General features: G+C 63.0%; 11 protein-coding genes. 8 read left to right on the top strand and 3 right to left on the bottom strand.

Translation table 11 applies throughout. The features are described 5' to 3' along the window. The first annotated feature begins 409 nt into the window (after window positions 1–409). The 8 genes from MKZ40_RS05975 (at window position 410) to MKZ40_RS05940 (ending at window position 8,140) form a co-directional block, all read left to right on the top strand. Window positions 410–910, top strand: coding sequence for a hypothetical protein (locus tag MKZ40_RS05975; protein WP_175088160.1), 501 nt, complete (start codon window positions 410–412; stop codon window positions 908–910). Between the two features lie 340 nt (window positions 911–1,250). After that, window positions 1,251–1,865 (top strand): CBS domain-containing protein, encoded by a 615-nt coding sequence (locus MKZ40_RS05970; protein WP_175088161.1) that lies wholly within the window; start codon window positions 1,251–1,253, stop codon window positions 1,863–1,865. A 250-nt stretch (window positions 1,866–2,115) separates the two neighbouring features. Next, entirely contained in the window at window positions 2,116–2,730 is a 615-nt protein-coding gene (locus tag MKZ40_RS05965) for a hypothetical protein (protein WP_175088162.1), read from the top strand. Between the two features lie 291 nt (window positions 2,731–3,021). Continuing rightward, window positions 3,022–4,212, top strand: a complete 1,191-nt coding sequence (locus MKZ40_RS05960; protein ID WP_254626937.1) for an MFS transporter — start codon at window positions 3,022–3,024, stop codon at window positions 4,210–4,212. Window positions 4,213–4,574: 362 nt separating this feature from the next. Continuing rightward, window positions 4,575–5,348 carry a DUF969 domain-containing protein gene (locus tag MKZ40_RS05955; RefSeq protein WP_166019316.1) on the top strand — a complete coding sequence of 258 codons (774 nt, stop codon included), beginning with the start codon at window positions 4,575–4,577 and terminating at the stop codon, window positions 5,346–5,348. Further along, the gene (locus MKZ40_RS05950) at window positions 5,345–6,256 is read left to right on the top strand and encodes a DUF979 domain-containing protein (protein WP_175088164.1); all 912 of its coding nucleotides are present in this window, start codon (window positions 5,345–5,347) and stop codon (window positions 6,254–6,256) included. The genes MKZ40_RS05955 and MKZ40_RS05950 overlap by 4 nt, the downstream gene beginning before the upstream one ends. A 76-nt stretch (window positions 6,257–6,332) precedes the next feature. Beyond that, complete coding sequence (gene pcp, locus MKZ40_RS05945) at window positions 6,333–6,992, top strand: pyroglutamyl-peptidase I (RefSeq protein WP_175088165.1); 660 nt, start codon at window positions 6,333–6,335, stop codon at window positions 6,990–6,992. 101 nt (window positions 6,993–7,093) lie between these two features. Then, the gene (locus MKZ40_RS05940; RefSeq protein WP_175088166.1) at window positions 7,094–8,140 is read left to right on the top strand and encodes an asparaginase; all 1,047 of its coding nucleotides are present in this window, start codon (window positions 7,094–7,096) and stop codon (window positions 8,138–8,140) included. Between the two features lie 216 nt (window positions 8,141–8,356). Here the strand turns inward: MKZ40_RS05940 and ppc are convergent, their stop codons facing one another. From ppc to relA, 3 genes are all read right to left on the bottom strand, one after another. Next, window positions 8,357–11,005, bottom strand: a complete 2,649-nt coding sequence (gene ppc, locus MKZ40_RS05935; protein WP_175088167.1) for a phosphoenolpyruvate carboxylase — start codon at window positions 11,003–11,005, stop codon at window positions 8,357–8,359. A gap of 329 nt (window positions 11,006–11,334) precedes the next feature. Beyond that, the gene (gene mazG / locus MKZ40_RS05930; RefSeq protein WP_175088168.1) at window positions 11,335–12,303 is read right to left on the bottom strand and encodes a nucleoside triphosphate pyrophosphohydrolase; all 969 of its coding nucleotides are present in this window, start codon (window positions 12,301–12,303) and stop codon (window positions 11,335–11,337) included. Then, entirely contained in the window at window positions 12,300–14,564 is a 2,265-nt protein-coding gene (relA, locus tag MKZ40_RS05925; RefSeq protein WP_175088169.1) for a GTP diphosphokinase, read from the bottom strand. The genes mazG and relA overlap by 4 nt, the downstream gene beginning before the upstream one ends. Between the last annotated feature and the right edge of the window lie 26 nt (window positions 14,565–14,590).

Raw genomic sequence — 14,590 nt, 5'->3', positions numbered from 1 at the left:
ACGTCGCCTGCGAGACTGGCAATCCCATCACGGCGGCGTGGCTCACGTAGCAGGAGCCTGAGCGTGAAGCATCAGCAATCTCGAGGATCAGCAGTCGAAGATTCTCACAATGTGGGCCTTGTGGGTGACTTGCAGAGTAGTTCAGAGAGGATTTAAGCCCTAGATTCAGTCGTGATGATGACCGGACTGGAAAAAGTCCGTGACCAGTGAATGGTACTCTTGAGCATGGCAATGCTGACATCTCGCCGCCAGCCTGCATGACCCGGACCACCTGGCACTCGGGCCCTCCTCGACGTCTGAGACAAGAACCGGGCAGACAATCGCCCGCCTTCGTGACACCATCAGCGCCTGGACATGGCAGTAGCCGTCACCCACTTTTCCCCGCCGTTTTTAGAGAAGAGAGACTGTAATGGACGCGACCACTCTGACACGCGACTTCCACCTGTGGCAGCGTTTCTCCAAGCAAGACCGCCTGGAACGTGAACATCGTGCTGCCCGCCGCAAGATCGCCGAAGCTGGCACCATGGCGACGCGCATGATCAAGGCCTATGAAAGCATGGCCGCCAAGGGCGTTTCCGAGAATGCATGTTATCGCACCATCTACAAGCAACGCGATGCACAGGGTGAGATCATGGTGCGCGAAGGCTGGCTCAAGGTGCGTCGCGTGGTCGCCGAAGGCGGCACCACGCGTCTTCGCGGCACGCTGATGACGACGTTCAGCCTGATGGATGGCGAGCAGGAGCCCGCCGATGCCAGCGTCGAGAAACTCACGCTCGAGGTGTATGACGAAATCGTCGCCGGCACCAAGATGAAGCTGGCCTGCAAGGTGGACCGTTGCGACACCGATGGCCAGACGGACTTCATCACCTTCCTGGATGCCGTACGCGGCGACCTCAAGCAGTGGGTGTAATGCGCCCGGGCGTGTCGCCAGCCCCCTGATGAAGGGATAACTCCCTGAATCGGCTCAATGATGTCCACTCGCCTCGTGCAGTGGGCATCATTGCTGTCAGCGGCAAGGAAACTGCTGGCTCATGCCAGTGCCGGCCTGCCGGGGCCTTTGTTTCCGAAATGGAATCCATCCATTTCCTATCTCGCACAGATAGCATCGAAAATTGACCTGATAGATCAAGATCCGCGTCACTGTTGCGGCAGTAGCAACCTGAGGTTACCCATCGTGCAGGAAACTCCTGGCCTTCACCTGACTCACAGTACCCAGAACATGCTCGTCATCTGGTTACAGGAGTCAGTCCATGAATGCCATTGCACCGTCGGCTTACCACACCCTCGACGTCGAAACGCTCTCTCATGTCACCTCCGCTCGTCTGCCCTTGCAGCCGATCGGCGACATCACCATGGATAGCCCAGCCAGTGAGCTGGTGACGGACTTTGCCATCACCGCCGGTCGCAGCATTCAGGGCAGCGCCTCCATCGGCCAGGCACTGGCGACCATGAAGCAGGCGGGGGTACGCCTGCTGCTGGTCCACGATCATGATGGCACCTTCACCGGCGTGGTGACTTCGCGTGAGCTGCAGGGTGGCCGAGTCGTGATGCGCGCCATGACCCGCTTCAATGTCCAGCGCGACGAAGTCACTACCGACATGGTGCAGATACCTCGCGCGGAGCTGCAGGGCATTCCTCTCGCCGTGCTCAAGCGCGCCCGCGTCGGGGACCTGGTCGAGACACTGCGTCAGAGCGGCGAATCCCACCTGCTGGTGACCGAGCAGGGCGACGATGGCAAGCCCAGCGTGCGCGGTCTGGTCGCCGCCTCCCGCGTCGGCAAGGCCCTGGGGCTCGATCTGGAACACCCGCCGGAAGCACGCAATTTCGCTGATATCTGCCGGGCTGTGCTGGGCAAGTACGAGTGACTCGACAAGAGTAGGTAGCGTCCTCAGTCATCTGGCTGATAGAGGCGTCATCAAGCCGCGCCTTGACAAGATGGTTTATCCCCAGACTGGTGCTTGATTCGGGAAAAATACTCACAAACGGCGTATGATGTGACTATCAGCGCGAGATATCACTTGGCAGGCAGCAGGGAAGCGCCTGTCGGTCAGAGAGATGACTCGGGCTCTGACGGATATACTCAGCCAACGGATGGTGTAGACGAGGATTTCAGCCATGCCATTACGCTCACTGCGTGATCATCTTTTCAAGCAGCGCCACGTCGAGGTCCTCGTCATCAAACAGATTGATGGCGAGCTCGTACATGTGTGTGGTGCCGGCATCGTGGAAGGCAACGGCAGCGTCAGTCACAAGCGGCGTGAGCTGCAGCGCGACAACCATGCCTTCCCGGTTCGCATGCATGATGGCAATCAGGTACTTCAGCCGGACGACTTCAATCGTCTGGTGCTGCTGGAGGAAGTGACTCTGCACCCCCTTGGCTGCCAGCCGAAGGAAGCCATCTCGCTGGAGGTGGCCGGCCATCGCTATCGTGTCGCGCATACCCCCATGCGCTGCTGGCATTTCCGCGGCCACCTCGTGCTTGAGCGCACGCCCCAGGGCATGCTGCTGAGCACCGAGGACATGACCCTGATTCGCGCCAAGGCGAGTCGCCAGCCAGTCTCCAATACGGCACGCGCCAATGCCGAGCGCCGGCAGAAGACGCCCGCATGGCGCAATGTCGCCCCCCGCGGTCACGACGTGCATGCCGATGCCGCCACGACGCGTCAACGCGCGGCAGCACGCAGGGGCGATAGCGCGACACGCGAGCTGGAGCTGGAGCCCAAGTACTGAGAACCAAAATACTGAGAACCAAAGTACTGAGAACCAATGCACTGACAAGCGCCACGTCGAAACCAGAACATTGAGCCAAGACAGATGCATCTAGAAAGATGCATCGAGATAGAACGCTCGGCAATTGCCGGGCGTTCTGCTGTCCAGGGCCCGGCTCGAGGAAAACCTACTGGAGGAAGACCTGCTGGAGGAACACCGGTTCGAGGCAAGTCGGCTCGCGGCAAGACAGCTTGAGCATATGCCGGTATTCTCACAGACTTGTCCTCTCGTTCAGGTTTCCTCATGCGCCGAATGCCAGCATCCCTTTTCCTGCTCATCCTGATTCTGGTCGCCCTGAACCTGCGTCCGGCGCTGTCATCCCTGGCCCCCCTGCTGGATCGCATCACCCAGGACCTGGGCCTGAGCACGCTGGCAGCGGGCCTTCTCACCACCCTGCCCGTCGTCTGCCTGGGGCTGTTCGCCCCACTGGCACCGCGCCTGGCCCGCCGCCTGGGAGTAGAGCGCACCCTCAGCCTTGCCCTGGTCACTCTCGGCATCGCCCTGTGGATGCGAGCCAGTGACATGGCACTGCTGCTGTATCTCGGCACCCTGTTATGTGGCGGCAGCATCGGCGTCGCCGGCACCCTGCTGCCTGCCATCGTCAAGCGTGAGCATCCTGAGCGAGCCGACCTGTTCACCGGCGTGTACACCATGGCGCTATGCCTTGGTGCTGCGCTGGCCGCAGGACTCAGCGTGCCACTGGCCAATCTTCTCGACAGCTGGCAAGCCTCATTGGCCTGCTGGGCACTGCTTGTGGTGATCGCGCTTCCCGCCTGGCGCCTGAGCATGCCCCATCCGTGGCCAGAGAAGATGACCCGCCATCAGCAGGCCACCCCTCGCCTGTGGCACCTGCCGTTGGCCCGTCAGGTCACCTTCTTCATGGGCTGCCAGTCCTCCCTGGCCTATATCGTCTTTGGCTGGTTACCTTTCCTGCTCCAGCAACGCGGTCTGAGCGATATCGAATCCGGCTGGCTGATGGCCGCCTCGGTGATGGCACAGGTGCTTACCGCCCTGCTGGCCCCCGTGATCGGCCGCATGGGGCGCGACCAGCGCCCCGCCATCCTGCTGCTGCTGTCCTGTACCGCCATCGGCCTGCTGGGACTGATGATCGGGCCGCTGTCACTGCGCTGGCTGTTCGCCGTGCTGCTCGGTTTCGGCCAGGGGGGCAGCTTCTCGATGGCATTGACGCTGCTGGTGCTGCGCACCTCCGATGCACGCCTGGCGGGTGCCCTCTCCGGCATGGCACAAGGCACCGGCTACATGCTGGCGGCCCTCGGGCCACTCGCCGTCGGCATCCTGCTGGAAATCACGGCCGATCTGCGCGTGATCGCGTCGCTGTTCGCGCTGATCCTGCTGAGCGCCGCCATGCTTGGCTTCCAGGTCGGCAGATGCCGCCGTATCTGCCTGCGCGAGGATGGCAGCACTGCAGTGGTCGACGGCTGACATCTTCTCCTCATGGAGTGAAGCAAGCCCCACGAAGGCATCAATATTATCTGTCATGCATATCTGAATGATAGATTTTCTCGATACTACTTGTCGTTGAAATTTATATATTCCGAATGTCTCATTTGGATTCCTCTGGTGTCGCTCTACCCTTTGAGCTCTCTTTGTAAAGCAACGAACATTGCGCCCCGCCATGTTCGAACAGCTCGCCATGTCGAACTGCTCGGCAATGGTCAACCGGCCAGGCAATGTTCGACCCGCTTCGCAACGAGCCCCGCATAACAACAAGCTCACACCCAGAGGCACAGGCTCATGTCCTTCGAAAGGATCCGATTGTCCTCCCCCTGCTCGGGAGACACCTCATGCTGTCATTGATCGGCGTTGCCATCATCGTCATCGGCCTGGCACTGCGCCTCAATGCGCTGCTGGTGGTGCTGGTGGCAGGCTTCTCCTCCGGCCTGGTGGCCGGCATGTCACCGACTGAAATTCTTGCCGCGCTCGGTCAGGCCTTTACCGACAACCGCGCCGTCTCGCTGTTCATCATCACCCTGCCGGTGATCGGGCTGCTCGAGCGCAATGGCCTGCGCGATCAGGCCGAGCACCTGGTCCAGAAACTGCGGGCCGCCAGCGCCGGGCGCATCTCCTTCAGCTACCTGGTGCTGCGCAAGGCGACCAACGCCTTCGGCCTGCAGCTCGGTGGCCACCCGGCGATGATCCGACCGCTGGTCGCCCCGATGTCAGTCGGCGCCGCCGAACGTGATCTCCCCGAAGAGGCTCTGAGCTCGCCACGCTTCAAGGCCCTGAGCCAGCGCATACGCGTTCTGAATGCCGTCAGCGAGAACTTCGGCAACTTCTTCAGTCAGCTGATCTTCGTGGCTTCCGGCGGGTTGTTGCTGATCAAGAGCGTGCTCGACAAGAGCGGCGCCAGCGTCAGCCTGGCCGACATGGCGCTGTATGCCATTCCTACCGCGCTGGTGTCGCTGGTGGTGGTCTTCGTGCTCTGCCGCCGGCTGGACGCGCGCATTCGCCGTGAACATCAACTGCTGCGCGAGGAATACCCTCAGCCCTCCGGCCAGGCCAACGCGACACCGGGCAAGGATACCTTCACCACTTCTGCGACGGAGAGCCACTCATGAACGGTATCGACGCTCTCTACCTGATTACCGGCTTCGCCATCATGGCCTTTGCCGTCCTGACGCTCACCGATCGTGATCATCCGCGCCGACTCGGCACCAGTGCCTTCTGGATGATCTTCGGCATCAGCCTGGCATTTGGCCAGTGGCTACCCGATGTCGTGGTCGGTATTGCCATGCTGGCGCTGGCTCTGCTGGCCGCCACCGGCCAGCTCGGGTTCGGCAACTACGGCCAGTTGAGCGATGAGGCGCGTCAGGCACGCCGCAAGCGTCTCGGGTCACGCCTGTTCATCCCCGCGCTGGTGATTCCGGTCGGTACCTTCCTTTACACCCTCACGACAGGCCAGAGTGCGCTGGTCGGCCTGGGCGTCGCGACGGTACTGGCCTTTGCTGTGGCATTGCTGCTGCTGCGCGAGAGCCCGGCGACCGGCATGCAGGAAGGTCGCCGTCTGGCAGATGCCATCGGCTGGGCCGCCATCCTGCCGCAATTCCTGGCCGCCCTTGGCCTGCTGTTCGATCAGGCCGGCGTCGGCCAGACCATCGCCGGGCTGGTCTCGAGCGTGGTGCCGGACACCAGCCTGATCGCCTGCGTGATTGCCTACTGCGTCGGCATGGCCGTGTTCACCATGCTGATGGGCAACGGCTTCGCGGCCTTTGCGGTCATCACCTCCGGCATCGGCTATCCGCTGGTCATCGCGCTGCATGGCGGCAATCCGGCCATCGTCGGCGTGCTGGGCATGCTGTCCGGCTACTGCGGCACGCTGATGACGCCCATGGCCGCCAACTTCAACATCGTGCCGGCCGCCCTGCTGGAACTGGATGACCGCTACCACATCATTCGCGCACAGATACTGCCTGCGCTGGTCATGCTGGCCGCCAACATCAGCCTGATGCTGCTGCTGGCCTTCTGATCTCCCACTCTTACCCGCGCATCGATCACCGCCAGCAGCGACCCGCGGAGATCGATGCCAGCCAAGGAATTTCATCATGCGTCGTCTGCTACTCTGCGGCTTCGAGCCCTTCGGCACGGATAGCGTCAATCCTGCCCTCAAGATCATCGAGCAACTGGATGGCCAGACACTGGCCATGCACGACCAGCCCGATGAGCGCTTCGAGATCATCACCTGCCGGGTGCCGGTGACACGCTACGCCGCGATTGACAGCGTCATCGAGGCCATCGGCCAGCACGCCCCTGACACCGTGATCATGCTCGGCCAGGCCAGTGGTCGCTGCGCCATCACCCCGGAGCGGGTCGCCATCAACCTGGATGACTATCGCATCAAGGACAACGGCGGCCACCAACCGGTGGATGAGCCCATCGAAGCTGGCGGACCGGATGGCTGCTTCACCACCCTGCCGATCAAGGCGATGGTCAACGACCTCCAGGCAGCGGGTCTTCCCGCCAGCGTCTCCTACACGGCAGGCACCTTCGTCTGCAACCATCTGTTCTATGGGGTGCAGCGTCATCTGGCGGATAGCCCCGTCCGCTCCGGCTTCGTGCATATCCCGGCGCTGCCCGAGCAGAGTGTCGATGGCCGCCTGCCGACCATGAGTCTTGAAAGCATGCTCGAAGGCGTACGGGTGATGTGCATCAGCGCCATGTCCCATCAGGAGGATGCGCGCATCGGCGGTGGCAATATCAGCTGAGCCCCCCCGCACATCGCGGCTGAACGCCCGACTTCGACAGCTCCCCTGCAAGCCGGCATGCGTTACAATGCCGGCTTTCCCATTTCTGGCAGGTGGATACGATGACTCCCGAGACGCACATCCTGGTGCTGTATACCGGCGGCACGCTGGGCATGGTGGAAAGTGAGCAAGGACTGGTACCTGCCGGTGACTTCGATGCACGCCTGCGCGCAGCATTGGAACAACTGCCCCCCAGCCGTCGTGGCCGCCTGCCCGCCTTCACCCTGCGCGAGTTTCCGCAGCTGATCGACTCCTCTTCCGCGACACCGGCGGACTGGCACACCATCGCCAGCCAGATCGCGGATGCCTACGACAGCTTCGATGGCTTCGTCGTGCTGCAGGGCACCGACACTCTGGCCTGGACGGCCTCCAGCCTCGCCTTCCAGCTCAAGGGCACCGCGCGTCCGGTGATCGTCAGTGGTGCACAGTTGCCGCTGGAAGCCGAGCACAGTGACGCGCTGGGCAATGTCGAGCTGGCGCTCACCGCCGCCGCCCAGCCGACCCTCAATGAAGTCGTGGTCGCCTTCGGCGGACAGTTGCTGCGTGGCGTGTGCACCCGCAAGTGGTACACCCAGGACCACCGCGGCTTCACCACGCCCAATGCGCCACTGCTGGGCGAATGGGTCGATGACCGTGTCGTGCTCTACCCCGGCCGCCTGATGGATGACCAAGGCCCCGCCTTCGAGCTGCCCGACTATGCCCGCCTCGGCAAGGACAGCATCATTCGCCTGCCGCTCTACCCCGGCATCAGCGCCGAGAGCGTGCGTGTGCAGTTGATGCGCCCGGAGGTCAAGGGCGCCGTGCTGGAGCTGTGGGGCAGCGGCAATCTGCCGGAAGACAGCGGGCTGTTGGAGGTATTGGCCGATGCACGCGGCGAAGGCAAGTTGCTGGCCGGTATCAGTCAATGTCCGCATGGGCCGGTCACTATCGGTCACTATGCGGCCGGTGCAGGACTGGCCACCGTGGGCGTGCTGTCAGGCGATGACATGACGCTGGAAGCGGCCTTCACCAAACTGCTGCATCTGGTGGCGCTCGATCAGGATGAGGACTGGCAGCGCGAACGCTTCCTGATGCCCCTGGTGGGCGAACGCGCCAGCGGCCTGCTGTGAGTCATGGCAGCCCCGCATGTCGCTGTACTCGTGTCACTGACGGCTGAACTCATGTCACTGACAGCTGAACTCTGATCGCTGATCAGCGCACACCCCTTAGTTGGCCAGAAGATAACAGAAAGCCCCGTCAGGCATGCCTGACGGGGCTTTCTAGTTTTAGCGATAGGCTCTGGCTAACCCTTCACACCAAGGCGCCAATCGACAGAGCCAGCCGGATCAACCGGTGTTGCGCAGACCGGCGGAGATACCGGCCATGGTCACCATCAGCGCGCGTGACAGCTCGGCGGAGATGGCACCATCGGCGTCGCGGTTACGCTGCAGCAGCTCGGCCTGCAGACCATGCAACGGGTCGATATAGGGGTTGCGCACATCGATGGCCTGACGGATCAACGGCATATGCTCAAGCAGTGCCTGCTGATCACGGATCTCCAGCACCACCTTCTCCAGGCGCTCGAGACGATCACGCAATGATTGTCCCAGCTCTTTCAGGGCCGGCTCATCGACCAGTCGCTGCTCGTAGTAGGCCGCCGTCGAGAGATCGGCCTTGGAGAGCAGCATTTCCAGCATGTCGACGTAGGTGGAGAAGAACGGCCAGTCATTCATCATCTCGCGCAGCACTTCCAGGCCGCCCTCTTCCTGCATGCGCGTGGCGAAGGCCTCGCCACTGCCCAGCCAGGCGGGCAGCATCAGACGAATCTGGGTCCAGGCGAAGATCCACGGGATCGCACGCAGCGTCTCGACGCCACCATCCTGACGACGCTTGGCGGGGCGCGAACCCAGCGGCAGGCGTGCCAGTGCGGTTTCCGGCGTTACCGAGCGGAAGTACGGCACGAAGTTCGGGTCTTCACGCACCACGCCCACATAGGCCTTGTGCGCGATACCGGCCAGGCGATCCATCTCGTCGCGCCATTGCTGCTTGGGCGCCGGCGGCGGCAGCATGCTGGCTTCCAGCACCGCGCAAACATAGATCTCCATCGAGCGACTGGCGATGTCCGGCAGGCCGAACTTGAAGCGAATCATCTCGCCCTGCTCGGTGACGCGCAGCGAGCCGGTCACCGAGCCCGGTGGCTGGGACAGGATCGCCGCATGCGCCGGGCCGCCGCCACGACCGACCGTACCACCGCGGCCATGGAACAGGGTCAGTTCGACACCGTGGCGCTTGGTGACTTCCACCAGCGTTTCCTGGGCGCGGTACTGTGCCCAGGCGGCCGCCAGCTGACCGGCGTCCTTGGCGGAGTCGGAGTAACCGATCATCACTTCCTGACGGTCACCGGCCTGCTCGCGATAGATCGGCATGCCCAGCAGCGTGTCGATGACCGGACCGGAGCGGTCCAGATCATCCAGCGTCTCGAACAGCGGCGCGATCGGCAGGCGCACATCACCGCCGATCTCCTTCATCAACAGTGCCACCGCCAGCACATCGGAGGCCTGACCGGCCATCGAGATGATGTAGGTGCCCAGCGCCTCGCGATGCTCGCGCGCGATGACCTTGAAGGTATCCAGCACCTCACGCGTGTCGGTGGAGCATTCCCAATGGCGCGGGATCAGCGGGCGACGGCCAGCCAACTCCTTGGTGAGGAAGTCACAGCGCTGCTGCTCGTCCCATTCGAAATAGCTGCCCAGCCCCAGCGTCTGGCTCAGTTCATCGAAGACCTGCGCGTGGCGCGTGCTTTCCTGACGGATATCGAGCTTGGTCAGGGTGACACCGAAACAGGCCACGCGACGCAGGGTGTCGAGCAGTGCACCATTGGCGATGGTGTCCAGCCCCACGTCGCACAGTGAGCGGTAGCAGGCCAGCAGCGGCGTATACAGCTGCTCACGAGTCTCGATGATGTCGACACCTTCGTGGCGCTTGCCGTCCAGGCCCGCCTTGGCCCAGTCACGGGTGCTTTCCATGCGCAGGATCAGGCGGCGCAGGATCTCGCGATAGGGCTCAGCCACATCGCCGGCCTCGGCACGCAGGGCGGCCGTGCACTTCCACATCGACAACTCCGACTTGAGCTGTTCGAGATCGCGCAGATAGAGGTCCGCTGCCATCCAGCGACCCAGCAGCAACACGGTCCGCGTCACGCTGGCGGTGACGTTGGGGTTGCCGTCGCGGTCACCCCCCATCCAGGAGGCGAAGCAGATCGGCGCAGCGTCCAGCGGCAGACGCTCACCGGCGGCGTCCAGCGTCATCTCGTCAAGCTGACGGTGGAAGTCCGGTACCGCTTGCCACAGCGAGTTCTCGATGGTGGCAAAGCCCCACTTGGCCTCATCCACCGGCGTAGGACGCTCGTGGCGAATCTCATCGGTGTGCCAGGCCTGACTGATCAGCTCGGTCAGGCGTGCACGCGCGAGGGTCGCCTGTTCCGGGCGATCACAGGCGCCTTCCATCTGGGTCAGACAGCCCTCGATGGCATCGTATTTCTGAATCAGGGTGCGGCGGATGACTTCCGTCGGGTGCGCCGTCAGCACCAGCTCGACACGCATCGCCGAGAGCTCCTCGACGATCTTCTGCGCGCTGAAGCCCCGCTCGCGAATGCGCGTGATCAGCTCGCCGAGGTCCGGCTGGCTGCCGGGACGATAATCCTCGACGCGCTTGAAGCGGCCACGATAGTGCTGCTCGGCGATGTTGGAAAGATTCAGAAACTGGTTGAACGCCCGGGTGACGGGCAGCAGATCGCCATCCGGCAGATCACGCAGATAGTCGATCAGCTCATGACGGGCGGCCTGATCGCCCTGCTGGCCCTGTTTGGCCAGGGCGCGGATGCGCTCGATGCGTGCGACGAAGTCATCGCCGAGGTCGGCCGCGATGGTCTGGCCGAGGTTGTCACCGAGAATACGCACATTATCGCGCAACGATTCATGCAAGTCGTGACTCATGAAACCCTCCTTGGGAGTGACGGTGCTGCCGCGGTCATCTTCCCCTGTCGCCAGGGGCACACAGTCAGATAGCTGACAACAGATTCCCTCATTGCGCAAAGACACCTGATGACAACCGGCTGAGGGAAGGCACCGGACTGGCGCTGGTGAAGACACTGGCGCAAAACGGAAAGACCCGCGGCGCAGCAGACCGGAAAGCAGGACAAGACTCGCGTCCTGATCGCTTCCCCTCAGCATACGACCGCGGGCCTCGGCTCCACAATCCGACTATCGCGTAAACTTACTACATTTTTCCAAATGCCCTTTGCCAAATACGCTGCGACGCTCCATCACCGAACCAGCGGCGTCACCGGGCGCGCGGCTGACAGCGCACCATTGCCCTGCCGCCCCTGCTCAGCCGCGCGCTCCTGGCGTTTGGCCTCATCCCAATGCGCATCCATCTCGGCAAGCGACGCCTCACCCAGTGTGCGCCCTTGCCCGGCGATCGCGGCTTCCACATGGCGGAAGCGTGATTCGAAGCGCGCATTGGTAGCGCGCAGCATCTGCTCCGGGTCCGCCTTGAGGGTACGCGCGAGATTGACCACCGCGAACAGCAGGTCCCCGACCTCCTCTCGCGCATGGGCCGTATCACCCTCGGCCAGCGCTTCCTCGACTTCGCCGAGCTCCTCACGGATCTTGGCCAGCACGCCACTCGTGTCCGGCCAGTCAAAGCCTGAACGCGCGGCCTTCTTCGAGAGCTTGGCCGCCCGCGTCAGCGCCGGCAGGCCAAGTGGCACGCCATCCAGCACGCTGTCGCCGGCAGTCTGGCTGGCAGGCGCTTCAGCGGACTCCTGCTGCTTGAGCGACTCCCACTGGGCATTGAGCGAGCCTTCATCGACCTCATGAGTGGCGATGCCCTCACGGCGCGACGCGAGGGTGCCACCCGGGAAGACATGAGGATGGCGGTGCAGCATCTTCTCGGTCAGCACATGGATCACGTCGTGGAAATCGAAGCGTTGCTGCTCACTGGCGATCTGGGCGTAGAAGACGCCCTGAAACAGCAGGTCACCCAGTTCAGCCGGCAGCTCCTCGAGCACGCTGGCATCGGCCGCGGCGCGCTCGATGACATCGGCGACCTCATAGGCCTCCTCCAGGGTGTGCGGCACCAGACTCGCGTAATCCTGGCGGCTGTCCCACGGGCAGCCGTACTGCGGGTCACGCAGCACGGCCATCAGGGTCAGCAGGTCATCGAGGGTGTAGCGCGTATCGGCGTGCCTGCCTGCAGCGACATCGACACTGGCATCAAATCGGCGACTCATGCCTTGTCGCCCCCGACCCGCAGCCGCTTGACGTCGATGATGTTGGGCAGCTGCTGGATTCGGGCGAATACGCGCCCCAGCACGTCGAGATTCTCGACTTCCAGCGTGATCTTGAGCGTGGCGATGTTGTCGAGCTGATCAGTGCGCGTGTTCACCGACAGCACATTGACCTTGTCACCGCTCAGCACGTTGGTGACATCACGCAGCAGGCCGGAGCGGTCCCAGGCCTGGATCTCGATATCCACCGGATATTGGTTGCGCGAACGTTGACCCCAGTCGACATCGACGATGCGACGCGGCTCATCCGAGCGCAGCTGGATCAGGTTCGGGCAGTCCTGACGGTGCACGGTCACGCCGCGCCCCTGGGTGATGAAACCGGCGATCTGATCGCCCGGTACCGGGTGACAGCAGTTGGCCATGGTGGTCTTCAGATTGCCGACCCCCAGAACCATGACGGCGTCAGGCTTTTCCTTGCCCTGCGGCTTGCGCTGGCGCAGCAGACGCTCGAGTTGCTCCTGATCATCGGTATCGCCGAACAGCTGCTGGGCCTGATGCAGTACCTGGCCGACGCGCAGATCGCCTGCGCCGATGGCGGCATACATGTCATCACGCGTCGGGTAATTGACGGCGTTGGCCAGCTTGTCACGGTCGAGATTCTCCAGCGCCAGCCGCGAGAATTCCTTCTCGAGCAGCGCCTTGCCCTCATCGACGTTCTGGTCACGTGCCTGCAGCTTGAACCAGGTCTGGATCTTGGCGCGGGCCCGCGAGGTGCGCACATAGCCCAGATTCGGGTTGAGCCAGTCACGGCTCGGGCCGCCCTTGGTGGCCGTCAGGATCTCGACCTGCTGGCCGGTCTTGAGCTTGTAGGTCAGCGGCACGATGCGACCGTCGACCTTGGCCCCCCGACAGCGATGGCCGACCTCGGTATGCACGCGGTAGGCGAAGTCGATCGGCGTGGCGATCTTGGGCAGGTCGATGACATGCCCCTCCGGTGTGAAGACGTAGATGCGGTCCGGCGCGACGTCGGAGCTAAGCCCCTGACGGATCGCCTCCTGGCCGCCGTTCTCGCCGACTTCGTCCTGCCATTCGAGCACCTGACGCAACCAGGCGATCTTGTCTTCGTAACTGCGACTCTTGTGACCGACATCGTGGCCCTTGTAACGCCAGTGGGCGCATACGCCCAGCTCCGCCTCCTCGTGCATGTCGAAGGTACGGATCTGGATCTCGATGACCTTGTTGCTCGGCCCCACCACCGCAGTGTGCAGCGACTGGTAGCCATTCTTCTTGGGGTTGGCGATATAGTCGTCAAACTCATGCGGCACGTGGTGCCAGCGCGAGTGGACGATCCCCAGCGCCGTGTAGCAATCGCTGACGGTGCCGACCAGAATCCGCACCGCGCGCACGTCATACACCTGGGAGAAGGCGATGCGCTTGATCTTCATCTTCCGCCAGATGGAGTAGATGTGCTTGGCGCGGCCCGCGACATCGAAGTGCTTGATGCCCTGCTCGCTCATCAGAGTGCGCAACTCGACCAGCAGATCGGCGATGTAGTGCTCACGCTCCAGGCGCTTCTCGGACAGCTGCCTGGCGATGGTCTTGTATTCATCCTCCTCGCGGTAGCGGAAGGACAGGTCCTCCAGCTCCCACTTGAGCTGACCGATGCCCAGACGGTGCGCCAGCGGCCCGTAGATGTCGAAGACTTCGCTGGCCACGCGCATGCGCTTCTCGCGCGGAGCATCCTTGACGTGACGCAGGGCAACGGTACGTTCGGCGATCTTGATCAGCGCGATGCGCACGTCATCGATCATCGACACCAGCATCTTGCGCAGGTTGTCCTGCTGGTCATGCTGCGCCATGCCATGACTCGGCGCCTGCAGCTGACTGATGGCGGCCATGTTGAGCACGCCATCGATCAGGCGGGCCACTTCCTTGCCGAAATGCTTCTCGATGGCCTCAAGCCCCAGATGCCCTTCACGTACCGCGCGATAGAGCACGGCCGCGACCAGCGCCGGTTGGTCAAGCTTGAGTTCCGACAGGATGTCGGCCATCTCGAGACTGAAACGGAAACTGCGCAGCGGCTCGCGCCACGGCTTGTCACCGCGGGCGTCCGCCTCGCGTGCCACCTTGAGCGCCACTTCACAGGCCTGCACCATGACCTCGGCATTCACCGACGGGACTTCCTCGCGCAGTCGCGCGACCCACACCGGGATGTCCACACCACCGCTATCGGTCAGCGGCTGATCTTCGCGCACCTTGACCATGACCCTATGTCCTTGAATATCTTGCT

Source organism: Cobetia sp. BMC6 (assembly GCF_029991385.1).
Taxonomy (GTDB): Bacteria; Pseudomonadota; Gammaproteobacteria; order Pseudomonadales; family Halomonadaceae; genus Cobetia.
The sequence above is the reverse complement of the archived record's forward strand: the minus strand, read 5'-3'. Positions and strand labels throughout refer to the sequence as shown.

Bases quoted from the DNA above. Each gene is read 5' to 3' on its own strand.
- MKZ40_RS05975 (WP_175088160.1), top strand. From the start codon at position 410: ATGGACGCGACCACTCTGACACGCGACTTCCACCTGTGGCAGCGTTTC.
- MKZ40_RS05970 (WP_175088161.1), top strand. From the start codon at position 1,251: ATGAATGCCATTGCACCGTCGGCTTACCACACCCTCGACGTCGAAACG.
- MKZ40_RS05965 (WP_175088162.1), top strand. From the start codon at position 2,116: ATGCCATTACGCTCACTGCGTGATCATCTTTTCAAGCAGCGCCACGTC.
- MKZ40_RS05960 (WP_254626937.1), top strand. From the start codon at position 3,022: ATGCCAGCATCCCTTTTCCTGCTCATCCTGATTCTGGTCGCCCTGAAC.
- MKZ40_RS05955 (WP_166019316.1), top strand. From the start codon at position 4,575: ATGCTGTCATTGATCGGCGTTGCCATCATCGTCATCGGCCTGGCACTG.
- MKZ40_RS05950 (WP_175088164.1), top strand. From the start codon at position 5,345: ATGAACGGTATCGACGCTCTCTACCTGATTACCGGCTTCGCCATCATG.
- pcp (WP_175088165.1), top strand. From the start codon at position 6,333: ATGCGTCGTCTGCTACTCTGCGGCTTCGAGCCCTTCGGCACGGATAGC.
- MKZ40_RS05940 (WP_175088166.1), top strand. From the start codon at position 7,094: ATGACTCCCGAGACGCACATCCTGGTGCTGTATACCGGCGGCACGCTG.
- ppc (WP_175088167.1), bottom strand. From the start codon at position 11,005: ATGAGTCACGACTTGCATGAATCGTTGCGCGATAATGTGCGTATTCTC.
- mazG (WP_175088168.1), bottom strand. From the start codon at position 12,303: ATGAGTCGCCGATTTGATGCCAGTGTCGATGTCGCTGCAGGCAGGCAC.
- relA (WP_175088169.1), bottom strand. From the start codon at position 14,564: ATGGTCAAGGTGCGCGAAGATCAGCCGCTGACCGATAGCGGTGGTGTG.